Source organism: Psychrobacter sp. SZ93C1, assembly GCF_015864635.1.
In the GTDB taxonomy this organism is placed as follows: domain Bacteria; phylum Pseudomonadota; class Gammaproteobacteria; order Pseudomonadales; family Moraxellaceae; genus Psychrobacter; species Psychrobacter fozii.
This window is the reverse complement of record NZ_JADYWY010000008.1, coordinates 1-26,437: the sequence shown is the minus strand read 5'-3', so window position 1 is coordinate 26,437 and position 26,437 is coordinate 1. Positions and strand designations below refer to the sequence as shown.

24 protein-coding genes are annotated in these 26,437 nt (G+C 42.6%); 10 read left to right on the top strand and 14 right to left on the bottom strand.

Features of this window, described 5'->3' with window-relative positions; translation table 11 throughout:
* Positions 1 to 46 precede the first annotated feature (46 nt).
* The gene (gene acnA, locus I6E83_RS10815; RefSeq protein ID WP_197101895.1) at positions 47 to 2,872 is read right to left on the bottom strand and encodes an aconitate hydratase AcnA; all 2,826 of its coding nucleotides are present in this window, start codon (positions 2,870 to 2,872) and stop codon (positions 47 to 49) included.
* A 315-nt stretch (positions 2,873 to 3,187) separates the two neighbouring features.
* Positions 3,188 to 4,195 carry a DUF3025 domain-containing protein gene (locus I6E83_RS10810; RefSeq protein WP_197101893.1) on the bottom strand — a complete coding sequence of 336 codons (1,008 nt, stop codon included), beginning with the start codon at positions 4,193 to 4,195 and terminating at the stop codon, positions 3,188 to 3,190.
* Positions 4,196 to 4,306: 111 nt separating this feature from the next.
* Between I6E83_RS10810 and I6E83_RS10805 the strand changes: the two genes are divergently transcribed.
* On the top strand, positions 4,307 to 5,023 hold the full coding sequence (locus I6E83_RS10805) for a metal-dependent hydrolase (protein ID WP_197101892.1): 717 nt from the start codon (positions 4,307 to 4,309) through the stop codon (positions 5,021 to 5,023).
* Positions 5,024 to 5,068: 45 nt separating this feature from the next.
* Complete coding sequence (locus I6E83_RS10800; RefSeq protein WP_197101890.1) at positions 5,069 to 5,647, top strand: YchJ family protein; 579 nt, start codon at positions 5,069 to 5,071, stop codon at positions 5,645 to 5,647.
* Between the two features lie 3 nt (positions 5,648 to 5,650).
* Here the strand turns inward: I6E83_RS10800 and I6E83_RS10795 are convergent, their stop codons facing one another.
* The 5 genes from I6E83_RS10795 to I6E83_RS10775 are packed head-to-tail and all read right to left on the bottom strand — an operon-like array spanning position 5,651 to position 9,563.
* Positions 5,651 to 6,142, bottom strand: a complete 492-nt coding sequence (locus tag I6E83_RS10795) for a hypothetical protein (protein ID WP_197101888.1) — start codon at positions 6,140 to 6,142, stop codon at positions 5,651 to 5,653.
* The gene (locus tag I6E83_RS10790) at positions 6,142 to 7,083 is read right to left on the bottom strand and encodes a hypothetical protein (protein WP_197101886.1); all 942 of its coding nucleotides are present in this window, start codon (positions 7,081 to 7,083) and stop codon (positions 6,142 to 6,144) included. Before I6E83_RS10790 ends, I6E83_RS10795 begins: the two co-directional genes overlap by 1 nt.
* A gap of 24 nt (positions 7,084 to 7,107) precedes the next feature.
* Positions 7,108 to 8,016, bottom strand: coding sequence for a class II glutamine amidotransferase (locus I6E83_RS10785; protein ID WP_197101884.1), 909 nt, complete (start codon positions 8,014 to 8,016; stop codon positions 7,108 to 7,110).
* Positions 8,017 to 8,346, bottom strand: coding sequence for a hypothetical protein (locus I6E83_RS10780; RefSeq protein WP_227680924.1), 330 nt, complete (start codon positions 8,344 to 8,346; stop codon positions 8,017 to 8,019).
* A gap of 47 nt (positions 8,347 to 8,393) precedes the next feature.
* Positions 8,394 to 9,563 (bottom strand): homoserine kinase, encoded by a 1,170-nt coding sequence (locus tag I6E83_RS10775; protein ID WP_197101882.1) that lies wholly within the window; start codon positions 9,561 to 9,563, stop codon positions 8,394 to 8,396.
* A gap of 190 nt (positions 9,564 to 9,753) precedes the next feature.
* Here I6E83_RS10775 and hisF point away from each other — a divergent pair, with 190 nt between their 5' ends.
* From hisF to glmS, 7 genes are all read left to right on the top strand, one after another.
* Positions 9,754 to 10,536, top strand: coding sequence for an imidazole glycerol phosphate synthase subunit HisF (gene hisF / locus I6E83_RS10770; protein ID WP_197101880.1), 783 nt, complete (start codon positions 9,754 to 9,756; stop codon positions 10,534 to 10,536).
* Positions 10,537 to 10,911: 375 nt separating this feature from the next.
* Entirely contained in the window at positions 10,912 to 11,433 is a 522-nt protein-coding gene (gene ribE, locus I6E83_RS10765; RefSeq protein ID WP_194197873.1) for a 6,7-dimethyl-8-ribityllumazine synthase, read from the top strand.
* Positions 11,434 to 11,677: 244 nt separating this feature from the next.
* On the top strand, positions 11,678 to 12,526 hold the full coding sequence (gene nusB / locus I6E83_RS10760) for a transcription antitermination factor NusB (protein WP_197101878.1): 849 nt from the start codon (positions 11,678 to 11,680) through the stop codon (positions 12,524 to 12,526).
* Between the two features lie 2 nt (positions 12,527 to 12,528).
* Positions 12,529 to 13,560, top strand: a complete 1,032-nt coding sequence (gene thiL, locus I6E83_RS10755) for a thiamine-phosphate kinase (protein ID WP_197101876.1) — start codon at positions 12,529 to 12,531, stop codon at positions 13,558 to 13,560.
* Between the two features lie 3 nt (positions 13,561 to 13,563).
* Positions 13,564 to 14,145 carry a phosphatidylglycerophosphatase A gene (locus I6E83_RS10750; RefSeq protein ID WP_197101874.1) on the top strand — a complete coding sequence of 194 codons (582 nt, stop codon included), beginning with the start codon at positions 13,564 to 13,566 and terminating at the stop codon, positions 14,143 to 14,145.
* A 196-nt stretch (positions 14,146 to 14,341) separates the two neighbouring features.
* The gene (glmU, locus tag I6E83_RS10745) at positions 14,342 to 15,718 is read left to right on the top strand and encodes a bifunctional UDP-N-acetylglucosamine diphosphorylase/glucosamine-1-phosphate N-acetyltransferase GlmU (RefSeq protein WP_197101872.1); all 1,377 of its coding nucleotides are present in this window, start codon (positions 14,342 to 14,344) and stop codon (positions 15,716 to 15,718) included.
* 202 nt (positions 15,719 to 15,920) lie between these two features.
* Positions 15,921 to 17,765, top strand: a complete 1,845-nt coding sequence (glmS, locus tag I6E83_RS10740) for a glutamine--fructose-6-phosphate transaminase (isomerizing) (protein WP_197101870.1) — start codon at positions 15,921 to 15,923, stop codon at positions 17,763 to 17,765.
* Positions 17,766 to 17,968: 203 nt separating this feature from the next.
* Here glmS and ahr read toward each other — a convergent pair whose 3' ends face one another.
* From ahr to I6E83_RS10715, 5 genes are all read right to left on the bottom strand, one after another.
* Positions 17,969 to 18,970: an NADPH-dependent aldehyde reductase Ahr gene (ahr, locus tag I6E83_RS10735; RefSeq protein WP_227680923.1), complete on the bottom strand. Its 1,002-nt coding sequence runs from the start codon at positions 18,968 to 18,970 to the stop codon at positions 17,969 to 17,971.
* Positions 18,971 to 19,281: 311 nt separating this feature from the next.
* Positions 19,282 to 20,097, bottom strand: coding sequence for a sulfite exporter TauE/SafE family protein (locus tag I6E83_RS10730; protein WP_197101868.1), 816 nt, complete (start codon positions 20,095 to 20,097; stop codon positions 19,282 to 19,284).
* Positions 20,098 to 20,166: 69 nt separating this feature from the next.
* Positions 20,167 to 20,679 carry a flavin reductase gene (locus tag I6E83_RS10725; RefSeq protein WP_197101865.1) on the bottom strand — a complete coding sequence of 171 codons (513 nt, stop codon included), beginning with the start codon at positions 20,677 to 20,679 and terminating at the stop codon, positions 20,167 to 20,169.
* Positions 20,680 to 20,731: 52 nt separating this feature from the next.
* Positions 20,732 to 21,760 (bottom strand): methionine synthase, encoded by a 1,029-nt coding sequence (locus I6E83_RS10720; protein WP_197101864.1) that lies wholly within the window; start codon positions 21,758 to 21,760, stop codon positions 20,732 to 20,734.
* Between the two features lie 50 nt (positions 21,761 to 21,810).
* Positions 21,811 to 22,833, bottom strand: coding sequence for a DUF1852 domain-containing protein (locus I6E83_RS10715; RefSeq protein ID WP_197101863.1), 1,023 nt, complete (start codon positions 22,831 to 22,833; stop codon positions 21,811 to 21,813).
* Between the two features lie 432 nt (positions 22,834 to 23,265).
* On the opposite strand from I6E83_RS10715, the gene I6E83_RS10710 reads away from it, so the two are divergent.
* A complete protein-coding gene (locus I6E83_RS10710) occupies positions 23,266 to 24,594 on the top strand; it encodes an esterase-like activity of phytase family protein (RefSeq protein WP_197101861.1) in 1,329 nt (442 codons plus the stop codon).
* A gap of 167 nt (positions 24,595 to 24,761) precedes the next feature.
* On the opposite strand, the gene I6E83_RS10705 is transcribed toward I6E83_RS10710, so the two are convergent.
* Both I6E83_RS10705 and I6E83_RS10700 read right to left on the bottom strand, forming a co-directional pair.
* On the bottom strand, positions 24,762 to 25,355 hold the full coding sequence (locus I6E83_RS10705) for a 2-hydroxychromene-2-carboxylate isomerase (protein ID WP_197101859.1): 594 nt from the start codon (positions 25,353 to 25,355) through the stop codon (positions 24,762 to 24,764).
* 56 nt (positions 25,356 to 25,411) lie between these two features.
* Complete coding sequence (locus I6E83_RS10700) at positions 25,412 to 26,140, bottom strand: SDR family oxidoreductase (RefSeq protein ID WP_197101850.1); 729 nt, start codon at positions 26,138 to 26,140, stop codon at positions 25,412 to 25,414.
* Positions 26,141 to 26,437: the final 297 nt, after the last annotated feature.

Sequence of the window (26,437 nt, the reverse complement as noted above, 5' to 3'; positions counted from 1 at the left end):
CTACGACGGAGATTGGGCTTTTTATCATACGACGCTTAATTAACCATTATGCAGCGTTTTTACTCTCAGCAGCTAGCTGACGCAGTACATAGTGCAATACGCCGCCGTGACGCACGTATTCACGCTCTTTTGGTGTTTGTAGCATGACATTGACTACAAAGCTCTCAGTTGAGCCATTAGCCCGTGTGGCCGTGACTGTCGCTGTTCTACTTTCACCATTATCTAGACCTGTGATATTAAGTACCTCAGAACCGTCTAGGTTATAAGTCGCTGCATTTTCACCTTCTTTAAAGGTCAATGGCAACACACCCATACCGACGAGGTTGGAGCGGTGAATACGCTCAAATGAGCTGGTCAATACCGCTTTTACACCGAGCAAAATCGTACCTTTGGCAGCCCAATCACGGCTAGAGCCAGAGCCATATTCCGCACCACCCAATACCACGAGTGGGCGCTTGTCTTCTTTATACTTCATCGCCGCATCATAGATGGCCATTTCCTCACCGTCTTGAAGAGTAGCACTATCACCATTAAAGTAATAGGTATAGCCGCCCTCTTTGCCAGCCATCATCGTATTCTTGATACGGATATTTGCAAAGGTACCACGAGTCATAACCGCATCATTACCACGACGTGAGCCATAGCTGTTGAAATCGGCTTGTAGGACACCACGCTCTTGCAGATACTTGCCTGCAGGTGAATCTGGGTCGATATTACCGGCTGGTGAGATATGATCAGTAGTGATTGAATCACCGAACAGACCTAAGATACGTGCGCCTTCGATATCAGGAATACCTTCTGGCTCCATGGTCATACCATCAAAGAACGGTGGGTTTTTGATATACGTTGACCCTTCATCCCATGGATACAGTTGGCTATCCGCTGAACTGATCGCGTTCCATGCTTTGCTACCTGCAAACACTTCACCGTAATTTTTGCGGAACATGTCAGCATCGATATTGTTGGCAATCAATTCATTAATCTCTTCCGAAGTTGGCCAGATATCTTTCAGGAATACATCATTGCCATCTTGATCCTGACCAAGTGGGTGCGTGGTCATATCAATATCGACCGTACCTGCCAACGCATAAGCGACAACCAACGGTGGTGAAGCTAGATAACTGGCTTTGACGTGTGAGTGGATACGGCCTTCAAAGTTACGGTTGCCTGATAATACGGCAGCAGCGACTAGGTCGTTTTCTTCGATACCTTTTTCAATACTTTCAAGCAATGGCCCTGAGTTACCGATACATGTGGTGCAACCATAACCTACTAGATAGAAGCCTGTTTTTTCTAGCTCATCCATCAGCTTGGTTTTTTCTAGGTAATCAGTCACCACTTTTGAACCAGGTGCTAATGACGTTTTGACCCATGGCTTGGCTTTCAGGCCTTTAGCTGCTGCTTTTTTGGCGACTAAACCTGCACCAATCATAACGGCAGGGTTTGAGGTGTTGGTACAAGAAGTAATGGCGGCAATCACAACTGAACCATCACGCAACTTGTGGTCTTTCTCATCGATACTAACGGTCGAGAAGACCCCATTTGCAGGCTGATAGCCATCATCTTGGTCATTAACTTTAGGCTGTGCTGCTAAATGTTCAGCTTGTTCTTGCTCACCGCCTTCTTGGTCAAAGCGACCTTTGCCTTCGACTTCTGACTTGCGATCTTTAGTCATTTTTTCTAACGTTTCGCCAAACTTCTCATGCATATCAGACAGATTGATACGTTGCTGTGGCAAGTTAGGACCAGCAAGTGCTGGCTGTACTGAAGACAAATCTAACTCTAGCTTGCTTGAATAAGTTGCGGCTGGGGTATCAGCATCATGCCATAGGCCTTGCGCCTTGGCATACTTTTCGACCAACTCAATTTGTGCTTCATCACGACCAGATAGACGCAGATAATCAATCGCCATTTGGTCAATAGGGAAGATACCACAGGTCGCACCATACTCTGGTGACATATTAGCAATAGTGGCACGGTCTGCAAGCGGCATACTGTGTAAGCCTTCGCCATAGAATTCGACGAACTTACCAACCACACCATGCGCACGTAGCATCTCGACCACACGCAATACCAAATCTGTCGCAGTGACACCTTCAGTTAGCTTGCCTTTCAGCTCAAACCCGACCACTTGTGGAATCAGCATTGATGACGGTTGACCCAGCATCGCCGCTTCCGCTTCGATACCGCCTACACCCCAACCAAGCACGCCAATGCCGTTAATCATGGTCGTGTGACTATCTGTACCAAATACCGTATCTGGATAAGCCGTCAGCTCACCATCTACATCAGCAGCCATCACGACACGGGCTAGATACTCAAGATTAACCTGATGCACGATACCCGTCGCTGGTGGTACGACAACGAAGTTTTCAAAGGCATTACGACCCCAATGTAGAAACTCATAACGCTCATTATTACGCTTAAATTCAATTTTTTCGTTGAGATCTAGCGCGTCTTCACGGCCATAAGCATCCACTTGCACAGAGTGATCGACGACCAATTCACTAGGGATAAACGGATTGATTTGCTCGGCCTTTCCACCAAGCTCAACCACCGCATCACGCATCGCTGCCAAATCGACAACTGATGGTACACCGGTGAAATCCTGTAGCACCACACGTGCTGGCATAAAGGCAATTTCTTTTGACGCTTCTGCGCCTGCATCCCAGTTGGCAACGGCTTCGATATGGTTTTTTCCGACTGATTGACCGCCGTCTTCGTTACGTAATAGGTTCTCTAGTACGATTTTCATGCAAAATGGCAGTTTACTGATGTTTTCATAAGTTTTGGTTAGCGCTGGCAGGCTGTAATAGGTATGTTCCTTGCCATCGACCGCAATCGTGTCTTTTACATCAAAAATATCACTCATAGTAGCTTCCTTATCGTTGTTATATATCCTGAACATAAGCAGTCTTACGCTTGTGCTGATAACTGGTGGCTAAATAAATCCTTCATCATTGTTTATTAAAGTTAATCGTTATTTAGAATGAGGAGACATAAATCTCAATAAATAAAATGGCTAAATACCTTTTAAATCATTTCTTTATCATTTAACAATAACGTCCTTTTACCATAACAAATATATCAACCTTTGTTAACGTCTAGACGTAGTCAAATCGTGGCACAATCGTAAACGTAACAAAGGCTTAGCCACTGATCCACCAATACCTTCAGTCATTTCACATTAATTACTTTTTTGGCGGCGACCACTGCGAAACACATAGCTATCATCGTAAAAACTCGGGTCAGTATTGTCTAGCCAAAAGTGCGGTACACCCAAAATAGGCAACGGTGCAAGTTGGCGCGGGGTAACATCATCTTTTGATAATAATTCGTCCATATAGTGCGCAACTTTTTCATCCAAGTAGCTCATGCGTTCAGATAGTGATAATGTAAAAAAGTCCTGAGTGACATTGATGACGATACTGTGCGCACATAAAGACTTACGAGGTTTTATCAACTGCTCAAGTAAGGCGTGACCAAAAATATAGACCGCTGCTTGTGCATGGCTAGTAGGCTGTTGTGGTTCGTCCCACTTAGCACGCGGTGCTACTAAACTCGCCTGCCAATCAAATCCAATCAACTCTTCACCAATACTAGCATCAGAAGTCACTAGCACTGCCCCATTCTCATCAAAGACAGTAATGGTATCGCGCACACGCCCTCTACTCGCATTGATACCCTGCGCGGCTATTTCTAGCATATGATAATAATTGAGCAATGCCTTAGTTTTCGGAAACGTCAGCCAAATACTACCGTTAAATAAATCATGCAAATTATCACGCGTTGGGATATTGCCACTTATACCAATAAATTGCTCATAGGCTTCACCTTCAGGCAGCACATCCTGTGAGACAAACTTCAGAGTGTGGGCTTTATTATTATGAGTGGGCTTAGTCATTGGTAGCTCTGCTTGCCCATGACTGCTCTGCTCATTACTGCTTTGCTGATTAAATGCATTGTTTAATACACCTGCAATGACATCTATTGGCTGACACTCATATGCCACAGCATTGTTTTGTTCACTTGATGAACTTAGGCCTTGAATAGCAGCGCTGATGATTCTCAGCTGATTTATATGGCACATCCATGGTGCTTGCCAATCAATGTCAGCGAAGCTTTTATCCAGCATAGTTGAGATCTCAGAAGAAACATCAGTATCAAGGGCAACAGGGTAATCAGTGATAAGCATAGGAGCGTTCTCTGTTAAGCATTGGGCTACGCTATGGTATCATGGTGCGCTTTTTTACTGCTAGATGAGCCGCTCGAAAGGTCTTTTTGAGCGCTATGGATAAATGATTTTATGGCAAATTTTAATACCCATCTGAATGTCGCATTTATGGTCAGCGGCACACTGAGTTTGACGGTTTATAAAGCTGGATTGATTGATGATTCGGGCTTTTTGGTGTGCGTGGCGCTTGGGACTATTGGCGGGTTGTTACCGGACTTAGATTCTGATAATTCCACACCGATTAAGCTCGGTTTTAATATTACCTCGTTTATATTTGCCTTTGGCCTCGTCATGCATTGGCGCAGTGATTTGAGCTTACTTGCATTGATAGTATTGTGGCTAGCTGGCTACGGTTTTATGCGTTATGTGGTCTTTCATATTTTCACTACTATGACTGTGCATCGTGGCGTCATCCACTCTGTGCCGTATATGGCGATACTGGGATTAGGTCTGACGTGCCTAAGCTATTATGGGGCGCAGCTCCCACTGACGACCAGTTGGTTTTACGGTTCATTCTTATTCGGCGGCGCGATGGTACATCTATCATTAGACGAGCTATATAGCGTCAATCTGTCCAATATGAAAATGAAACGCTCATCGGGTACAGCGATGAAGTTTTATAAGCATGACGACAAATGGTGGTATCTATTGCTATATACCTTGCTCGCTATACTGGTCTATATGGCACCACCTTTTGAAGCGTTTTGGGCGCAGCTACGTGACCCAGCACCATGGGCACAGCTCAAAGTTGGCATATTGCCAGAGTTAATAAAAAGCATGCTGCAATAAAAGCACCTTAAAGCCGTAAAATCCAAATGATAATTAGAGTAACCCATGCAACTGTCCCTACAAACTTGCCCTTGCCAAATCAGTCCAGCATCACAATCTGTCAGCTCAGCGCTACTTTATAAAGAGTGCTGCCAGCCTTATCATGATAGCCTTTGTCATGAAGATTTTGATCAAGCAGATGGCATTTATGCAGACTCTGCCGAGCGGCTCATGCGAACGCGCTATAGTGCCTTTGTGTTGATTAAGCCAGAGTATATCGTCAAGACCACGCTACCAGTGCAACAAAACTTGCTTGATATTAATGCGATTGAGAGTTGGGCAAAAGAGACGGACTGGGCAGGATTGGAAATCGTAGAGCACACGCCAAAGCTAGGTAAACGTCATGCACAGGTTGAGTTCAAGGCTTATTTTAATATCAAAGATAATACAACTAGTTTAGAAGAAAAAGTAAGGCAGGCACACCATGAACTGTCTGCCTTTGTAAAGGTTACAAATAAAGCCAGTAATGATATGCGCTGGTACTTTTTAGATCCGACGGTTGCGATGACTATCAGCCAAAAGCAACCGTGCATTTGCGGATCGGGTGAGAAGTTTAAACGGTGTTGTGGGGTTTATTTGGGTTAACGGTTAGCTCTCGCCTTTAAGTATTACCCTTTTAAATTCGTTAGCTGTTTTGAAAGACGAGATTTGGTTATAAACTATGTATGTAGCTACGACAAATAGAGAAAGTTGGACACTACCGATAATCCAATTTACTTTTATTCTCAAAATGCATATATTTATATTGAGATCAACAACTCCTAGAAGGATATAGTTAGCAATTATTAATCCGACAAATAGGAGAACGTTTGATATTAATTCATTTTTTAAATCGATGAAACTATCTACTACATTTGAATAGGCTTCTAAACCTTCTAATTTCTTCTTTTCAGAAATATCTCGTATAACAGTATCTAAGTAATTCGAAAAAGCTATAGATGTAGCACCGAAGACCGTTAATATAGCAAAATAGCCTTCAAACAACCTCGAAAATACTGGTAAAATACTTCCGCTAGTAAAAGTAATTAATACTAATACTATAATAAAAGTGATTAAAAAGATTATTATTAACTTTTGCATTAATCATGTCTACGCTTGATAAAATCTAGTATCCTATCTGTTAGCTTTGTTGCTACCCTACTTTGTACGTTATCGTAATCCTGCACCTCTTGCACATCAAGCTCATATTGGCTATTTAGTAGAACTTCATTTACATTCTTATGCACAGGAAGTTCAATAGTTTCTGTCAACGAAGCACTTGAAATTATTTTTCTAACACCATTATCATTGACTTTAAGTTTCCATTCACCTTCACCTTCTTCAATATACTCTACATAATCTTCGGTAGGTAGTTCAGGGATTTTTAAATTTCCAGACTCACTTTTCATCTTAATTTCTGTTTTATCTTGAGAATACAAGCTATGCAATGCTTCTAAAGCACTTCTTGCCTTTTTGTTAGTTTCCAAAATATTAGGAGAAATCAACGTTAAGTTAAGTTCATAAATTCTATTATATTTATTAACGGCATGCCAAAATTCGCCTTTAACAGGTATAGGTTCAACAAAAACCCTATAATTATAGTTTAATAAAATTGGATCAAATAATCCTTTCTGTAGTTTTTTAGCAATATATTTTACATCTCCAAATTTAGAGCTTTTTTGAACAAAAATTAATTGTTCAACTGTATCGAATATTACTATAACTGGAATCCAATCATCTTCTACGCTATTAACAATATCGCCTGGAATCTTCTCGCCAACATTCGTTTTCTTTAATCTAGCTAACTTTCCTATAAGGATACTTGAGCGCTTATTTGTTTCCTTACTCTCTCTTCTAATAGAATCACTGAACCCTACAAAACTAAACTTTACGTTTTTATCCATCCACTCTCTATCATCTGTAACTGCTACTTTAATAGCATCCCCTTTAATAGTAGGTAAATTGACAGGAATCAAAGTTTCTTGCTGTTCTTTCACTAAAGAGTATCTAAAAACGTAAAACTTACTTTCACTAGTTCTCATATCTTTCTCTACAAAAGTTAAACCCTAAACACTCGCCCCAACAGCTCTAGCGATTGCAATGCCTTCATCAACCGTCAAAAACTTGCGCTGACTTGGGCTGTCTTTATAAATGACATCACCATCTTGAAATATTAAGCATTCATTGACAGCCAGTTGTTGCCATTTTTCATTTTCAGTCAATGGCACGGTGACTAAAATAGTGACCTTATCAGCATCTGTGGTTACATCGCCAAAGTTAATCGCCAAGTCATCGTCAGCCAATTTTGCCTCACCAAACGGTGCTTTACGTGTGAGATAAAATAACAAGCTGCCCGCATAGGCCAGTTGCCACCTGCCATTTGATATCAAGCAATTAAATAAACCATTGGCAGATAAATAACGACATTGCGTGGTCAAAAAATTAAACAGCGTCTGATCATCAGGGCGGGTTTTAAAGCTGCTTTTTAGGCGATTGACCAAATAACAAAATGCCATTTCAGAGTCAGTTGAACCAACTGGTTGGCAGTGTGAGCCATTACCATTATCTTGCAAGCGCTGACAGCGTTTGATAAATTCGATATTCATCTGCCCATTGTGCGCAAACACCCACTGCTCGCCCCATACTTCACGGACGAATGGATGCGTGTTCGCCAAGCAGTTCTGCCCTTGGGTGGCCTTGCGAATATGCGCAATGACGTTCATGGCTTTGATTGGGTAGTTATTGACCAAATCAGCGACTGGTGACATATGGCTTGGGCGATTGTCATGAAACAGACGCAGTCCCGTTGAATCATTTGCCGCTTTATCACTATTCACACAGTCGCTACGTTCAAAAAACGCAATGCCAAAACCATCTTCGTGGCTGTCAGTCATACCACCACGCTTGCGAAATCCTGCAAAGCTAAAACCAATATCCGTTGGGGTGTTGCTGTTCATTCCTAAGAGTTGACACATTTATAAAGTACCGCCGTTATTGTCGTTCATTATCGGGTTGCTTTGAGTAGAGTTACTTTGAGCGTCAGATAGCGCATCAAAGTCCGCATCACTCATCTCATCCAGTAAGGCTGCGCCATCAGCTGGGATGGTCGCTAAGATACGTTGAGCTTCTGCCAAATCCGTATCTTGCACCCAAAGCACTGCCCCTGAATTCATACCAGGTATACTACTCAGCGCTTGCATAGATACCGTAATGTTATTATTTCTCAGCAAATTGGCATGCAATTCGCCCTGCATATTGGTGTCGTAGCGTGCCAGTTTGTGCCAGTTATCAACTTGATCGGTCATGGAATCGCCTTATAGTTTTGGTACCAGAATAAATGAATAAGCAATGCTTACGACAATTGATCTAGCGTATATTCTTTGATTGCTAACTCACTACTATTGCTCAATTTTTCACGGGCTTGCTCAGCTTGCGTGATACTGCTAAAAACACCAATTATCTGATTGTCTGATGCCGTACCAGAAAGCACAAACACGGTATCTTGCGATTTTTCAACATGCGCCCAATGATAAGCGGCCAGACGTTTCATCAAGTCAGGGTTTTTGACCATGATGTTATCACCCGTACGACCTTCGGTACGGTTGTAATGGATAACGTTTAAACGTAGCAACCAAAAAATCACTGCCGCTTTGGCTAGCATAACAGGTAACGCGCGTTTTTCGTCATTGCTCATTTGGCGTTTAGACTCGTAGCCCTGCAAGAATGCCGCCATTTTACTGCGGTCAAAGTTCACTGACTCGCCTTGTTCAGCCATGCCCCACGTAGTACAAAAGTCATTAATAGTAATGGCAATGTCCATTACATAATGCTCAACACTGACCTCGGTAAAGTCTAATAAACCAGTGAGACGCTCTTCCCCTTTTTGCAGATTCCATAGGGTGTTGTCCGCAAACATATCCAAATGACACAAACCATTTGGCAACGTTGTCAGTGGCAACTCTGTGTAAGAGCGCCAAATATCACTCATTAACTTGGCTTCGTCACCCGGCATAAACTGCATTTCACGGTCGCGTACATCTGCCCACGGGTATAAAGGCACGCCATACTGTTCAGCAGGTTGTAATGCTTGCAGTGTCTCATGCAACATCGCTAGCGCAGCACCGATATCATGGCACATCGCTTGCGTGGTTTGCTCTGGATGCGACCCTGCTAGGCATGGCACTAGCGTAATAGCCTTGTCTTCGTAATGAATGACATAGCGTTTATCATCGCCATTCGCTTGAGAACCATTTGATTCAATAACGGATAGCGGTGCAGCAACAGGTAGCTTACCGTCTAACTGATTGAGAATAACCGCCATTTTTTCGATATCAGCGGGTGGACGCTCTTCAAATAAAGTCAATACATAGGAGTATGCACCATCTACATCATCAGTCGTTTGAATAAACCAGTTTGAGTTTTTTATCCCTTGGGTAATCGGAATAGCACGCACGAAAGACACGCCAAAGCTCTGGCAAAAGGCGGCAAACTGGTCATCGGTTAACTGGGTATAGACGGACATGACATCTCACTTTTAGCAATTGAATAAGAAGTTAAATAGAATAAATTTAGGCGGTAATCACAGCAATTGTACCGCGCATGAGCAAACTAGGGCGAAATGTATAATAATCTTACGAAAACCTGCCTGAGACGGCGGTGTTTTTGCTAGACTAGCGCCTATAGAATGAATTGATTATAAGGTGAAAGACCCTATGTTAGCAAAGCGTATCATCCCTTGTTTGGACGTTGATAATGGCCGTGTGGTCAAAGGTGTGCAATTTGTCGATATTAAAGACGCAGGTGATCCTGTCGAAGTGGCCAAACGCTACAACGAACAAGGCGCTGATGAGATTACTTTTTTAGACATTACTGCCACCAATGATGAGCGCGATACTACTTATCATACCGTCGAGCGCATGGCTGAGACCGTCTTTGTCCCGCTTACAGTCGGCGGCGGCGTGCGTAAAATCGCTGATATCCGCAATTTACTCAATGCGGGCGCAGATAAAGTCGCGATTAACTCAGCAGCAGTGTTTACGCCAGAGTTCGTTGGCGAAGCCTCGCAGAAATTTGGCAATCAATGTATCGTCGTTGCCATCGATGCTAAGCGTGTTGCTGATATCAATGTGAATGGCATTATCGTCCCACGTTGGGAGATTTTCACTCACGGTGGTCGTAAGCCAACTGGCATTGATGCGGTTGCTTGGGCCAAAAAAATGGCTGAGCTAGGTGCAGGTGAGTTATTAGTCACCTCGATGGACGGCGACGGTACCAAAAAAGGCTATGACTTAGCCCTCATGCAACAAATCACCAGCCAAGTAAATGTACCAGTCATCGCTTCAGGCGGCGTCGGCAACTTACAACATTTGGCGGAAGGCGTATTAGAAGGCGGCGTCGATGCGGTACTCGCAGCCAGTATCTTCCATTTTGGTGAATACACAGTACAAGAAGCCAAAGCATATATGGCAGCGCAAGGGATACAAATGCGTCTATAGTCAATCATATATAAGTTAGATAGAGCGTTAGGCGTGCTGAACCTACTATTTTTAGTGTTTTCGCTCGCCTACCCTGTATGTAAATGTGATTGAGCCGACTAAGGCGTATTGCACATTCGACTATGGCAGTGCCCATTTATAAATGTCTAATACGCCCCATATAACACACTGGTAAAATACAAATAAATTAGAAAAAAATGTTATCATAGCGCTAACCACTTATTTTCGTTCATTTAACTGCCGGTTTCTTTGATTATCAGTATCTATTGAATAACAAGCCAAACAATCGAACCTGTTATTTGAACGCATCACTATATTTAGCGACTCATTTACGCCCACATCTTTATTAAAAGCCAAATAAGCAAAGGATTTTTTATGTCAAATCTACAACAGCAACGCAATGATGTGACTCATATCGACGGTAATTTACATCAAAACAAAGACGTTCGTATAGGTATCGTGGTCGGTCGTTTTAATGGTTTTGTGGTTGAATCATTGGTAGATGGTGCAATTGATGCACTACTACGTCATGGTGTATTGGGTAGCAATATCACCGTTATTCGTGTGCCTGGTGCTTTTGAATTGCCATTGGTTGCCCAACGTGCCGCTGAGTCTGATCGCTTTGACGCGATTGTTGCTTTAGGCGCTATTATTCGTGGCAGCACGCCGCATTTTGACTTCGTGGCAAGCGAATCTGCAAAAGGCTTAAGTGCTGTAGCGATGGATTACAACATTCCAGTCGCAAACGGCGTATTGACCACTGATAGCATTGAGCAAGCGATTGAGCGTGCTGGCACGAAAGCTGGTAACAAAGGCTCAGAAGCGGCAATGGTTGTCATAGAAATGCTTGCTGTGTTATCGCAGCTAGATATTGATGACGAAAGCGATGACGCTTAGTTTTATTGACTGTTAGTATTGACCACTAGACAGTCCCTATTTAACTGTCTAACGGTTTTATTAACACAGGTAAGCAGTGCTATTTAAGCAGCATTTATAAGTAATATTATTTGTGAAGTTGATGAAGGTTATGGTTGTTACGATAGCCCTAACCCTGTAACTCCAGTATCCAAGACTGACTGGCAAAACGTGCCAGCCGACCACTATTTAACATTCTATTTCAAAACTCAGGTATTGACCCCTTATGACTGACCAACTCAAGCACGCTATTAATGCTGCGAAAACCGCACAAATCAATGATAAACAAGCGGAAGCTACTCGTATAGCGAGCAGCAGTGCGGGTGATCAAACCTTCGATATGAGTGAGTCTTCTTATAAGACCAGTCACACTGCTATTCGTAAGGCGCGCCGCTTTGCGATGCAAGGTCTATACGAATGGCTGGTCACTGATCGCCGCTTTGATGTAGATGGCAAGCTTGGCTGGAAGGCCAATGCGCCGCATGATATCGCTGCCCGTACGCGCGCGACCAATGCCATGCACACCGTACATATCGGCTACTATCACGAAATGATGCGTGATATCCCAGAGCAAATTGAAGCGTTGGATGCTCTAATTCTTCAGCATCTTGATCGCGACATTGATAAGTTGGACACCGTTGAGCACGCTATTCTGCTTATTGGTACTTATGAGCTGCAGAATCGTTTAGAGATTCCTTATAAGGTAGTACTTGATGAAGCGATGAAGCTTAACAATCATTTTGGTGCCACTGACGCGCATAAATTGATCAATGCGGTATTAGATAGAATGGCCGTTGAGCTACGCGCTACTGAAGTAGAATCAGACACCAAAGCCAACCTGCGCACGTCACAAAAATCAGCGGCTAAGCAAGCTCAAGTGAAACCAGCTGATAGCACAGAAGCCACAAACGAGGTACAAAGCCCTATCGATAACAGCCCAACTGCATCAAACAAACCTCGTATTAGCGCAAATAATGCCAGTATCAAACGCAATAGCGCTAGTAAAGCCAGTGCAAATATTAGCGAGTTTAAGGCGAGCAAAAAAGACGCTGATGATGCTAAAAACCAAGACTAACTATGAATGAATTTGAGCTGATTGAGCGTATTTTTTCGAAAATGCAAGCGGCACATGCACCATTAACTGGTATCGAAAAAGGTATCGGTGATGATGCGGCCGTCATGGCTTTGCCAGCAGGGTCACGATTAGTCAGCTGTATTGATACATTGGTTCAAGGTCGACATTTTAGTGCTGATTGGCAGCAAGTCAACGAGCTGGCATTTGCGATTGGTTATAAATCGGTCGCTGTCAATGTCTCAGATATTGCCGCGATGGGCGCGACCCCGCATAGTATTTTATTGGCATTAGCATTACCTAAGCAACTTGCCAATGAAAAATGGCTCACTGAATTTGCCAAAGGCTTATTTCACTCCTGCCAATTATTCGGTGTTGCCCTTATTGGCGGTGATACCACACGCAGTGATAACTTGGTACTGAGTGTCAGCGCACAAGGATTGCTTGCCGCCGACACACCAGCTATATATCGTTCGGGTGCACAAGTTGGTGATAAGATTTATGTATCAGGGACGCTTGGCGATGCCAGTTATGCCTTAACACATTCTGACAGCACCCAAGGTAAAGAGTTGGCTCACAGGTTACATATGCCAACGCCCCGTATCGCCTTAGGGGCAGCATTGGCAAAGATTGGCGCAACGGCGATGATAGACATCTCTGATGGTCTCTATCAAGATATCGGGCATATATGCCAACAAAGCAAAATAGGTATGCACATTGATGTGGAGAAGCTACCTACTAGCGAACCATTGGCAACTATTGATTTATCTGAGCGCTTGTTGTGCCAACTGGCGGGTGGTGATGATTACGAGTTAGCTTTTACTTTGCCTGCACATCTTGAACCACCTATTGGCAATACACCAGTTACCTGTATCGGTGAAGTAATCGCACTGTCAGATGATCTAGTGACAGATGCAAACAGGTCTATAGCATTACACCCTAAACTGTATTATCAAAATCAGCTAATCACACCCACTCAGCACGCGCCATTTGCCACATGGCCCAACCTTACTGGTTACCAACATTTTACAGGTTAGCCTATGACTGATCACGATTTATCCAAGCCTGATATCAGCAAAGCAAACGACTGCCCACCACTGCCTGAACATGCCAGTGCGCTTGATCGTATGGTCTATTGGTTAGGTATTGGTTTGGGCAGTGGTCTGCCACGCCGCGCACCTGGCACTTGGGGTACCGTTGGTGGGTTAATCATCGCCATACCACTGATGAGTTTGGGCTTTATACCTTTTCTAATTCTGACCATTCTATCTTGTATTTTTGGCGTTTGGATCTGCGGACGTACTTCTGAGCTAATGCAGGGCCATGATGATCCGCATATCGTCTGGGATGAGTGGTCTGGTATTTGGATTACCCTACTGCCTTTCTCTTATATGGGTGTTGCTTCCACAAGCTTTTGGCAAGATGTCTCTCAAGAGCTTTCTATTTTTGCCATTGTTATCGCTTTTATACTCTTTCGGTTTTTTGACATTATTAAGCCGCCACCGATTGGCTGGGCTGACAAAAAAGTGGCTGGTGGCTTAGGTATTATGCTTGATGACATCATCGCAGGTATCATGGCAGCAGTGTTATGGGTAGTGATTATGTTTGGTGTACTATTATAAGTAACCATAGTCGCTATGGTAGTGAGTGGCCGCAACATAACCTCTTATGTTAGCAAGTTGGAGGCTATCCTCTTGCATAGATGATTTATTTATCGTTATCAGATTGCATTACAAAGCATGCACATCACAGCATTTTTCTAAATGAACATTTGCGCTATAATTCAATATTATACTTTGTTACATTTGTAGGGCTACTATGACATCTCCTCTCTCGGTAATTATCCTCGCTGCTGGTAAAGGCACGCGTATGCAATCAGCTAAGCCAAAAGTCCTTCAGACCTTGGCAGGCAAGTCTTTGCTGAGTCACGTTTTAGACACGTGTCATAAGCTAACTGTCAACGAGACCATTATTGTTCATGGCTTTGGCGGCGACCAAGTTAAATCGGAAATTATCGACCAGTATACGCAATCGTCAATTACTTGGGTTGCGCAGACTGAACAGCTAGGTACAGGCCATGCGGTCAAAGTGACGCTGTCTGATTTGCCGAAAGAAGGACAAAGCCTCATTCTCTATGGTGATGTACCTTTGGTGAGCCATCAAACTCTATCAGCACTGAAGACAGCCAATACTAACGGCATGTCTATGCTGACTTTGACGGTGGATAATCCCTTTGGTTTGGGCCGTATCAAACGTGATCATGTAGGCAATATCACTGCCATCGTTGAACAAAAAGACGCCAGTACGGATGAACAACAGATTCAAGAGATTAATAGCGGCATTTATTGTGTCGATAATGCTCTACTGCATAAATACTTACCTGAACTCTCTAACGATAACGCACAACAAGAGTACTACCTGACCGATATCGTCAAAATGGCAGTCGCTGATGGCATCACGATTGCAGCGATTGAACCTGAGCATACCTTTGAAATTGAGGGTGTCAATAACCGTCAACAGCTTGCCAGCTTAGAACGTACTTGGCAAAGTAAACTGGTCGCTGACTTACAAGAAGCAGGTGTACAGTTTGCTGACCCTACCCGTGTCGATATTCGCGGTACATTGACAGCAGGCCAAGATGTGTTTATCGATGTCGGTGTTGTATTCGAAGGCAACTGTACGCTAGGTGACAATGTCTATATTGAAGCAGGCTGTGTTATTAAAAACTCACAATTCGGTAATGCTTGTCATATAAAGCCCTATTGTGTCATTGATCGTGCCGAGGTTGGTGCTGGTGTCGACGTTGGTCCATTTGCACATTTGCGCCCTGAGACAGTATTGTCTGACAATAGTAAAGTCGGTAATTTTGTAGAAATTAAAAAATCGACCATCGGTCAAGGCAGCAAAATAAACCACTTAAGTTACGTCGGTGATGCCACCGTCGGTATGGGCGTCAATATTGGTGCTGGTGTCATCACCTGCAATTATGATGGTGCTAATAAATCACAAACCATCATTGAAGATAATGCCTTTATCGGCTCTAATGCCAGTTTAGTCGCGCCAGTAACGATTGGTGACACAGCAACGGTTGCAGCGGGCTCTGTGATTACCAAAAATGTGGATGCTAAAGCATTGGCATTTGGCCGCGCGCGACAAACACAGAAAGACGATTTTCAACGACCAACTAAAAAGTAATCGATGCGCCAATCGTTGAGTCAATAGCAGTCAGACTTAAACAAATTAAGCAGCGCGGCAATCTTTGTGGTGCTGCTTAATTATATCTAACACGCTATAAAATTAACGGCTTATCTGCCAACCAGCTTGTTGGTTGGTAAAGTACTTCTATATAGAAAAGTTAAACTCTCAAAACAACAAAAATTAAACTTAAGGAATAGCCATGTGCGGAATTGTAGGGGCAGTTGCTGAGCGTAATATCGCCAATATCTTACTTGAAGGTCTTAAGCGTTTAGAGTACCGCGGCTATGATTCCGCTGGCTTGACCGTTATTCGTGATGGTGATTTACACCGTGAGCGCCAAGTGGGCAAAGTACAAGCACTGGTCGATGCAGTCGCTGTCAATCCAGAGTTTTTTGATGGCCATATCGGTATCGCCCATACACGTTGGGCGACGCATGGCGAGCCAGCACAACGTAACGCGCACCCACATGTCTCAGGCAAGATTGCTGTGGTGCATAACGGCATTGTTGAGAACTATGCTGAGCTTAAAGAAGCGCTAATAGAAAAAGGCTATGAATTTACCTCACAGACAGATACTGAAGTCGTCGCCCACCTGATTAATGACATTTACAAAGCAACGCCTGACTTGCTAGAAGCAGTTCGCACTGTTATTCCACTATTACATGGCGCCTTCGCTCTTGGCATCGTACATACCGATTATCCAGATGAGCTTATTACTGTGCGTTTAGGCTCGCCACTGGTGATTGGAGTAGGTATCGGTGAGAATTTTATCGCTTCAGATCAGTTAGCACTTCTGCCAGTGACCAACCGCTTTATGTATTTGGAAGAAGGTGATATCGCCAAATTAACTCGTAATAGTATTCAGGTTTATGCTGATGGTATTGAGGTTCAGCGTCAAATACATGAAATTGATGCTACTCAACACAATGCAGATAAAGGCGAATTCAAACATTATATGCTCAAAGAAATCTATGAGCAGCCAGATGCCGTCGCACGTACCCTTGAAATGGGTATCGATAAAAGTGAGACCTCTAAACTGCGTGATGACTTTTTGCAACGTCATGAAACGCAGCTAGCAGGTATTCGTCAAGTTCAAATTCTTGCTTGTGGTACCAGCTATCACTCAGGTCTGGTCGCAAAATATTGGTTTGAAAGCCTTACCCGTATTCCCTGTTCGGTTGAAGTAGCCAGTGAGTTTCGTTATCGTAATCCCGTAGTGGTTGATAATTCACTAGTGATTTGCATCTCTCAGTCTGGCGAAACTGCCGATACATTATCTGCGCTGCGTGATATTCAAAAGCATACCCCAGCAGGTTTGGTCAGCTTGGCACTATGCAACGTTCCTACTTCATCGCTGGTGCGCGAAACAGATATTTTCTTGCCGACACTAGCAGGTCCTGAAATCGGTGTCGCATCGACTAAAGCATTTACTGCTCAGCTTGCAGCGCTTATGCTATTAGTCATGAAGGTCGGTGTCATTCAACAGCGTATGACCAGTGATTATTTAAGTACACTAATTGGCGAGCTACAACTGCTGCCGGGCCAACTACATGCCAGCTTAAACCTTGATGCCCCTATTAAAACGATGAGCGAAAGCTTTGAAGATAAAAGAAGCTGCTTATTCTTAGGTCGTGGCTTACAGTTCCCTATTGCATTAGAAGGCGCATTAAAGCTTAAAGAAATTTCGTATATTCATGCAGAAGGCTATGCCGCAGGGGAGCTAAAACATGGCCCATTGGCATTAGTTGATAAAGACATGCCAATCGTCGTACTAGCGCCTAAAGATAGCATGTTTGATAAACTCAAAGCCAACATGCAAGAGGTACACGCGCGTCACGGTGAGTTGTTTGTGTTTGCCAGTGAGTCTAGTCAGATGATCGCAGAAGATAGATTGCATGTGGTTTATGTACCGGATATCTGTGAGACACTAGCGCCTATCGTCTATAGCGTACCTGTGCAGCTATTGTCGTATCATGTAGCAGTTATGCGTGGTACTGACGTCGATCAGCCTCGCAATTTAGCAAAGAGCGTCACGGTGGAATGATTGTTGCCAAGATATAATTATGATTGTCATTGAGTAATTAGCTATCATCCTATTGATTATGACGTTTACCCCTGCTGTTGTTAATTCAATAGCAGGGGTTTTTCGTTCAATAACATCATAAATTTGAATAAAAAAATAGCGATATTCTATCTATAAAACAGAGTATCGCTACCATGATTGAATCTGATTGGTTTTAGTTACTTTTAATCTCTTTCTAATACCACTCTATAGCGAGCATTACCACTTTCTAATCTTGCAAACGCTTCATTTATCTCAGACATTTTGTACGTTTCAGTCACTGGCTGAATATTGTGACGTGCGGCAAAATCTAACATTTGACGAAGGGTAGACGGTGATCCAGCTGGCGAACCTGACACGCTATTTTGAGCCATAATCAGTGGTGCAGCTGAAATCTCTAGCGGAGCAGCCAGTAATCCAACAAAATGCAATCGACCTTTAGGTTTCAAAGTTTTGATAACGGCGTTCCAATTCATATCAACGTTCACAGTCGAGATAACCAAATCAAAAGAGCCTGCTGCTGCTTCAATGTCGCTCTCATTTCTTGAATTTAGGCTATGGTGCGCACCCAATTCTTTTGCTTCTTCCATTTTTGATTCGCTGGTGAATGCTGTTACTTCACAGCCCCATGCATTAGCAAATTGTAGTGCCAAATGACCTAAGCCACCAATACCAATAACCGCCACTCTAGAAGTTGGTTTGATATCGTATTGCACCAATGGGTTAAACACCGTGATACCGCCACAAAGCAATGGCCCAACCGCATTGAAGTCCAAGCCTTCTGGAATTTTAATAACGCTGGTGTCTTTTGCACGTACTTTATCTGCAAATCCGCCATGGTTACCAATAATAGTGCCTTCTTGCTCAGCACATAAATTGTGGTCACCACTCATGCACAAATCACAAACGTTGCAATAGCCTTTGTGCCAGCCCAAACCGACTTTATCACCAAGCTCTAAGTGTGTAACATGCTGACCCTTTGCCAGTACTTTACCTGCCACCTCATGGCCACCCACAAACGGATATTGGGTCATGCCCCACTCATTCTCCCACATAGATAGATCACTGTGACAAACACCGCAGCTGTGTACTTCAATTTCTACTTCGTGATCGCCTAGTGTGCCAGGGTCGTATTGGTAAGGGGTGAATTCTCCGCCTTTTTCTTTTGCTGCATATGCATTAATCATGGTTATTCCTTATTATTAGGGTTGATCATCTCGTTTTTATCAAGTGAAAAAACACTCATTATTGAGATTGTCTCAGCACTTGTTTAAACAACTGTTTCAACAGCAATACTCACAAGTAGACCGCTCAACTTGAACGAGCTAAGATTACCATAATACCGAGACATATCGGCAAAACAAGACGAATCACCAACACGACTATAAACAGAACCCATTATAAAAGATAAGGGTCAAAGCAATAGTTGACTATCACTTCGACCCTCGATTCGTTATTAGCATTTGTATTTATGAGCTGATGGTTTGATTCTTTACACTCAAACCAGTCCTTTATAAAGAAAATAGCATCCTACTATGGTCAACAATACTGCAAAACACTTTTTTAATAATTGTGGTGATAGTATATGAGCCACTTTCGCACCTATCTTTGCGGTAAAAAAGCTCATGATACTGATACCTAAAAAGGCATAAATGTGGACAAAACCAATCGTATTGGGTACATCTACTTGCTGCTTCATTCCAAAAAACATAAACCCTAACGCACCTGCAATGGCAATAGGTAGACCGCACGCTGCTGACGTACCGACTGCTTTTTGCATGACCACACCATAACGCGTGAGATAAGGTACGGTTAAACTACCACCGCCGATGCCAAAGATGGCAGAAGCAATACCAATAACCCCGCCTGCCGCCAGTTGCTTAGGTTTTGAAGGCAATACTGTATGAAGATTACCAGTATCGCTAGTGGCTTTCTTTTTACCACCCTTAAACATTTTAAAGGCAACCCAAAGCAAAAACACACCAACGATGAGCTGAAGATACAATCCAGATATCTGTCCTGCTATCCCTGCCCCTAAAAAACACCCTATCGCTAGGCCTGGTGCCAGATTTTTAAAGACAGGCCACATAACTGCGCCTTTTTTATTGTGCGCCATTAACGAGCTGATAGACGTGATAATAATGGTCGCAAGCGAAGTACCCAAGGCCAAATGCATAATAGTGTCAGCAGGATAGCCCATTTGGGTAAAAACAATGAATAATAGTGGCACGATGATGGTTCCACCGCCCACACCGAAAAGCCCTGCAGCAAATCCTGCTAGAGCACCTATGATTAAAAAAATGATTAATTCCACGGATTATTTACTTCTTAGTTAGATTTGGTTAAATGCTTACTTTATTTGTTTGATAATGAGATAGCTGACTTAAGCAATTTCTACTTGAGCCATCTGCCCCACTTGGTGATAAGCACGATTAAAATAAACCAAACTTTCCTCTCGTACGCCTCGTTGGGCAGATTGTTTGATAGCGACAACGCGACACATAAACACACTGTGTGTACCAACCTCTTGAATATGCTCTATCTCACAGTCAAAACTGACCAAGGCATCCTCTAACACAGGAGCACCTGTTTGTAATTGCGTCCAAGCGCCATATTCAAAGCGCTCTGCTGAATGCAATTTAGAAGCGAATGCATTGGATATCTGTTCATGCTGTGCACCCAATACATTAACACTTAAGATTTTATTTTCAATAAAATAGCCATGTGATCGAGACGTCTGATTCATACAGACAAGTAAGGTCGGCGGCGTATCTGTGACGCTACATACTGCAGATGCCGTAAACCCATGAAGACCAGATGGGCCTTCTGTGGTGACAACACTTACTGCGGTTGTCAATAAAGACATGGCATCTCTAAAGTCAGTTGCTTCAATCATATCTTAAGTCCTAAATTTCAGATCAGTAAACACTCATGTGTACCAATAAACGCTAGGCAGTCAGCTCTTGACGCACGATTTGAGCACCTGCACTTAATGCTGCGAGCTTGCCTCTTGCAACTTGGCGAGACAAAGGTGCCATACCGCAATTGGTTGCAGGATACAGCTTGTCCGCATCGACAAACTGTAGCGCTTTGCGTAGTGTATCTGCCACCTCTTCTGGTGTCTCAATAGTATTGGTTGCCACATCAATGGCACCGACCATCACTTTTTTACCGCGAATCAACTCAATCAAATCCATTGGCACACGTGAATTCTGACATTCGAGTGAGACAATATCAATCTTAGACTGTTGAAGTTGAGGAAAGGCTTTCTCATATTGACGCCACTCTGAACCCAGTGTCTTTTTCCAATTATTATTGGCTTCGATACCGTAGCCGTAGCAAATATGTACTGCTGTTTCGCATTTTAGACCTTCAATAGCACGCTCTAATGTGGCAATACCCCAGTCGTTTACGTCATCAAAGAATACATTAAATGCTGGTTCATCGAACTGGATAATATCAACACCAGCTGCCTCTAGCTCTTTTGCTTCTTGATTCAGAATTTTAGCAAACTCCCAAGCCAGTTTTTCGCGACTTTTATAATGACTGTCATATAGGGTATCAATCATCGTCATTGGCCCTGGTAGCGCCCACTTGATTGGTTGACTGGTTTGCTGACGTAAAAATTTAGCATCTTCTACAAATACTGGCTTTTGGCGGCTCACTGCGCCAACAACAGACGGTACACTCGCATCATAGCGATTACGAATTTTGACCGTCTCACGCTTCTCAAAATCGACACCATCCAAATGCTCAATGAACGTGGTCACAAAGTGCTGACGGGTCTGTTCGCCATCACTGACAATATCAATCCCTGCATGTACTTGTTCTTGTAGTGATAAACGTAGAGCATCTTGTTTGGCTTCAATCAACTGCTCACCTTCTAATGCCCAAGGTGACCAGATTTTCTCAGGTTCTGCTAGCCAAGAAGGTTTCGGTAAGCTGCCAGCGGTTGATGTCGGTAATAATAATTTCATGTGATTCATCTTCTTATTTATTTTTTATTATGTTAATTAGTGAGGATCAGTTAGGCAGCTTGTTGTTTAGCCACATTTTTTTTGGCCCCTTCACTTGTCACATCGTAGCTTGCAGCCCACTCTTCCAGAATAGCTTGGTAAGGCTTAATGAACTGTTCTTCAGTAAATTTGCCTTGCGTCACTGCCATCTGGCTACGCTCGGCGCGGTCATACACAATTTGAGTCAGTGAGTAATCTTGGTACTTTAAGCTTGGTTGATACACTTCACCTGCGCTCGAGTTGGCATTATAAATCTCAGGACGGTAGATTTTTTGGAACGTCTCCATCGTACTGATAGCGCTTATCAGCTCAAGATCGGTGTAATCACTTAGCAAGTCACCCGCAAAATAAAAGGCTAAAGGTGCCGCACTATTTTCAGGCATAAAGTAGCGAACGGTTAAGCCCATTTTGTGAAAATAATCATCAGTCAACGAATAGTCATCTTGTCTGTACTCAACGCCTAAAACAGGATGCTGGTTGGCGGTACGATAATAGGCTTTACTCGTTGAAACACTGAGACAAATCACAGGTTTTTTGTGAAAGTTGGCGTTGTAAGCTTCTGAGTTCAATAAGTATTGAAACAGTTTGCCATGCAACTCACCAAAATTGTCTGGCGTTATTGATGATAAATTTTTGTCGCGATGCTCTGGCAATACCACGCTAAAGTCATAATCACGTACATAAGAAGAAAAACTATTACCAATCATACCGTCAATACGTTTGTTATCTTTATGATCAACTATCGTTGTTTGCAGCGTCTCAATGATAGGGAAGGTATGACCATTGCCTTCGACATCCATATCGACAGAAATTATATCCACCTCGACAGAATAACGGTCTGCTGTCAGGTTATCCCAATGCGCCAACGCGTTAAAGCGGTTATTTATCATACGTAACGTTTTACGTAAATTTTCTTCGCGATGCTCACCACGTGCCAAATTTGCAAAGTTAGTCGTTAAACGCGTGCTGTCTGCAGGCTGATAGTTTTCGTCAAAACGAATGCGCTTAATTGAACAGGTAAATGCTTTACTCATGGGGATCTGCTACCTTAATCTATTCTCATTATCTGAGACAAAACCAAATTTGTGTATGGAGTAGATTATGCCCGAACTATAACATGAATAAAAACGACTTAATTTAAATAAAAGATGAATTAAATTCATTAAAGTGATTTGATGGTATAAAGAGTATTGGATAGTGTCAGTATTGATTATCTGTTTAACTAAATAATTGAATCTCTAGATGCCTGATTTAACTGATCCTATAGACATAAATAGGCACAACCATATTGCTTTCATATCATCGTAAGCCACATTGACCAGCCTCTTCAGCATGACTCTTAATGTCATTAAACAGACATACTTCATAGCCATAATTCAATCTTCTTGATTAACTATCAACAATAATAAATTGAAGAATTGGAGAAAAAAATGTACACAAGAAGGGCTAATTTTTTGAGAATAAGTATGGCTATCATCGCCACGACTGGTATTGGTCAGTTAGCAACAGCAGCGGATGCCTACCCTGCTGAATTGGTCTCACATGCCCTACTACCCTCTCAAACATTTATCTCTGCTCCAACTGATGCGCCCAAAGATTTGCAAGTCAGTGGTAAATACACTACTGGGCAATTGGTTGAAAAACTTGGCAGTGTTGAAGGTAAATCGGCAGGTCGTCCCACTGGTATCAAGCTGCCATTTCCGGGACAACCTGTACAAGGGCATTCTGGTATTAAATATATGCCTGATGGCAGTTATTGGATACTGACGGACAATGGTTTTGGTAGTAAAGCCAATTCACCAGATGCCATGTTATTCATGCGTCAGTATCGAATGGATTGGGATAAAGGAATTTTTGAACCTATAAAAACTATTTTTTTCAATGACCAGAATAAAGTGATATCTCACCGAATTACGCATCAAGACAGTAATCGCCGCTATCTAACAGGATCTGATTTTGATCCTGAAAGTTTCCAAATCATTGATGGTGATATTTGGGTAGGTGAAGAATTTGGCCCATGGTTACTAAGATTTGACAGCAAAGGCACACTTAAAGCCATATATGACACAAAAGTAGATGGGGAGACCGTACATTCTCCAGACCATCCCGCCTTACAATTACCAAGCAAACCCGATGACAATCTACCGTTATACAGTATTAAACGCTCCAAAGGCTTTGAAGGTATGGCATCAGCCCCAGATGGACGTTATTTATATCCAATGTTAGAAGGCGCTGTTTATAACCAAAAGCATCAACAATATGATTCAGTTGATGGTCAGAACTTCTTGCGCATCCTGCAGTTTGATACAAAACGTAATACATATACTGATAAGAGCTGGAAATACATACTTGATAATAACAAGTACGCGATCGGAGATTTCAATATGATCGATGATACTTATGGTTTGATTATTGAACGAGATAATTTAGAAGGTGTAAACGATAAGGCTTGTAAAAAGACAACTGCAGATAAAAGTAAATGCTTTGACAAACCAGCCGTATTCAAACGTATATATAAGGTCAAATTAGACCCTAAAAGTCAGATCGCTGAAAAAGTCGCCTATATTGATTTGATGTCCATTAAAGATACCAATGGCGTGGCTAAAAAACCTTTAGTAGGTGAGAAATTTGTATTTCCATTTTTTACTATTGAAAATGTCGACATCATCGATGAAAGTCACATCGTGGTAGGTAATGATAACAACCTGCCTTTTTCCTCTAGCCGAGACCCAAATCGAGCAGATGATAATGAACTATTATTGTTAGAGGTCAAGGATTTTTTAAAGGCGAAATAAATTACCATTAGTGCTTATAGTAGATCATAACTAAACTAGAAATTAGAAAGGCTTCAGCTATAAGGCACCAAAATAAACCCCTGCTATTTTCAATATTAGCAGGGGTTTTCTATGTATTTAAAGAACCATCATTCAGGTACTTGCAGTTCATACATTAATGCTACCCATTAGAGTGAGTCTTTTAAAGCATCCTCAACGAAATTCAAACGATCTTGTCCAAAGAACATTTCACCATTTACAAAGAAACTCGGTGCACCAAATACACCTCGGGATACAGCTTCCTCAGTAGTCGCTTTCAAACGCTTCTTGACCTCAGTATCGCTTATACGTGTCATAAAATCAGTGGCATCAATACCCGCTCTGACCAAAGCTTCAGTGACTACCTCTGATGATTCCATATTGAGCTTTTCAGCCCATAAAGCATTAAAGATGGCCGTTAGACAACTTGGAAACTCAGGTTCTCCTAGGTAAGCAGTAATACCTCGCATGAGATGCATCGTATTCAACGGAAAAAATGGATTGAACTCAAACGGTACCTGATAAATAGTTGAGAAGCGCTTAAGGTCTTTAAGCATATAAGCACCTTTCGCAGGTACTGCAGCTGGTGAAGTGTTACCAACAGCTTGAAAAACGGCTCCAAGCAACATAGGTCGCCAAATAATTTTAGCATTGTAACGTTGTGCTATGCTCTCTAATTGTGTCCATGCCAAATAACTGGCTGGACTGCCCACATCAAAGAAAAATTCTATTGGTTTACTCATCTTTGCACTCCTTGCAATATATATTAAAACCTTGGGGATTTATCGTTAGATAAATGTTAGAAAGTTTCCATCCACGGGCGTAAATCCAGCTCATGCGTCCAACTGTCTCTCGGTTGGCAATGCAATTGCCAATACTGCTCAGCGATATGCTCAGGATTCAAGATGCCATCTTGGTCTTTAAGTGCATAGCGCTCCGGAAAATTGTCACGGATAAATGCCGTATCAATAGCACCATCAATAATAGGGTGCGCCACATGTATACCTTTTGGTCCTAACTCACGTGCCATGCTTTGCGCCAAAGCACGTAACGCAAATTTAGCGCTAGCAAAAGCCGAAAAACCTTTACTGCCTCGCAAAGAAGCTGTTGCTCCAGTGAAAATAATCGTGCCTTTTCCACGTGGAATCATAACTTTTGCAGCTTCTCTACCTGTCAAAAATCCAGATAGTGCTGCCATTTCCCATACTTTTCGAAAGACTCTTTCTGTGGTCTCTACAATCGAGAAATGCACATTTGCACCGATATTAAATACCACTACTTCAATCGGCCCAATATCCTTTTCAATATGAGCGAATAACTCGACCATCTCTTTTTCTACACGCGCATCACAACCAAATGGCTTGGCTACTCCACCAGCTGCCTCAATATCACTGACTAACGTGTTTAGTTTATCGACGCTTCTTCTAGTCACACATAAAGTAAAACCTTCTTTTGCAAAACGTTTTGCAACAGCACTACCCGTTGCATCCCCTGCTCCAATTACAACCGCTACAGGTGATCTATACATATCTATTTCTTTTTAGATTTCTTTTTAGATTTCTTTTTAGAACTAACAAAAATGTAGCCTTATTTATGCATACTGTCAAGCTAACCTATTACTCAATAGTAAAGGAGATAAAATATGCGTTGGGATGAACTTGCTAAGCATTTTTGCTCGATGCCTCGTACGTTAGCTAGAGCTATTTCCCCCAAACTATAGGCAAAAGAAAACCCCCGACGCGTGAGCGTTGGGGGTTTAACTTTGAATAGAGAGCTGACGATGACCTACTCTCACATGGACGAATCCACACTACCATTGGCGCAA

Bases quoted from the DNA above. Each gene is read 5' to 3' on its own strand.
- acnA (WP_197101895.1), bottom strand. From the start codon at position 2,872: ATGAGTGATATTTTTGATGTAAAAGACACGATTGCGGTCGATGGCAAG.
- I6E83_RS10810 (WP_197101893.1), bottom strand. From the start codon at position 4,195: ATGCTTATCACTGATTACCCTGTTGCCCTTGATACTGATGTTTCTTCT.
- I6E83_RS10805 (WP_197101892.1), top strand. From the start codon at position 4,307: ATGGCAAATTTTAATACCCATCTGAATGTCGCATTTATGGTCAGCGGC.
- I6E83_RS10800 (WP_197101890.1), top strand. From the start codon at position 5,069: ATGCAACTGTCCCTACAAACTTGCCCTTGCCAAATCAGTCCAGCATCA.
- I6E83_RS10795 (WP_197101888.1), bottom strand. From the start codon at position 6,142: ATGCAAAAGTTAATAATAATCTTTTTAATCACTTTTATTATAGTATTA.
- I6E83_RS10790 (WP_197101886.1), bottom strand. From the start codon at position 7,083: ATGAGAACTAGTGAAAGTAAGTTTTACGTTTTTAGATACTCTTTAGTG.
- I6E83_RS10785 (WP_197101884.1), bottom strand. From the start codon at position 8,016: ATGTGTCAACTCTTAGGAATGAACAGCAACACCCCAACGGATATTGGT.
- I6E83_RS10780 (WP_227680924.1), bottom strand. From the start codon at position 8,346: ATGACCGATCAAGTTGATAACTGGCACAAACTGGCACGCTACGACACC.
- I6E83_RS10775 (WP_197101882.1), bottom strand. From the start codon at position 9,563: ATGTCCGTCTATACCCAGTTAACCGATGACCAGTTTGCCGCCTTTTGC.
- hisF (WP_197101880.1), top strand. From the start codon at position 9,754: ATGTTAGCAAAGCGTATCATCCCTTGTTTGGACGTTGATAATGGCCGT.
- ribE (WP_194197873.1), top strand. From the start codon at position 10,912: ATGTCAAATCTACAACAGCAACGCAATGATGTGACTCATATCGACGGT.
- nusB (WP_197101878.1), top strand. From the start codon at position 11,678: ATGACTGACCAACTCAAGCACGCTATTAATGCTGCGAAAACCGCACAA.
- thiL (WP_197101876.1), top strand. From the start codon at position 12,529: ATGAATGAATTTGAGCTGATTGAGCGTATTTTTTCGAAAATGCAAGCG.
- I6E83_RS10750 (WP_197101874.1), top strand. From the start codon at position 13,564: ATGACTGATCACGATTTATCCAAGCCTGATATCAGCAAAGCAAACGAC.
- glmU (WP_197101872.1), top strand. From the start codon at position 14,342: ATGACATCTCCTCTCTCGGTAATTATCCTCGCTGCTGGTAAAGGCACG.
- glmS (WP_197101870.1), top strand. From the start codon at position 15,921: ATGTGCGGAATTGTAGGGGCAGTTGCTGAGCGTAATATCGCCAATATC.
- ahr (WP_227680923.1), bottom strand. From the start codon at position 18,970: ATGATTAATGCATATGCAGCAAAAGAAAAAGGCGGAGAATTCACCCCT.
- I6E83_RS10725 (WP_197101865.1), bottom strand. From the start codon at position 20,679: ATGATTGAAGCAACTGACTTTAGAGATGCCATGTCTTTATTGACAACC.
- I6E83_RS10720 (WP_197101864.1), bottom strand. From the start codon at position 21,760: ATGAAATTATTATTACCGACATCAACCGCTGGCAGCTTACCGAAACCT.
- I6E83_RS10715 (WP_197101863.1), bottom strand. From the start codon at position 22,833: ATGAGTAAAGCATTTACCTGTTCAATTAAGCGCATTCGTTTTGACGAA.
- I6E83_RS10710 (WP_197101861.1), top strand. From the start codon at position 23,266: ATGGCTATCATCGCCACGACTGGTATTGGTCAGTTAGCAACAGCAGCG.
- I6E83_RS10705 (WP_197101859.1), bottom strand. From the start codon at position 25,355: ATGAGTAAACCAATAGAATTTTTCTTTGATGTGGGCAGTCCAGCCAGT.
- I6E83_RS10700 (WP_197101850.1), bottom strand. From the start codon at position 26,140: ATGTATAGATCACCTGTAGCGGTTGTAATTGGAGCAGGGGATGCAACG.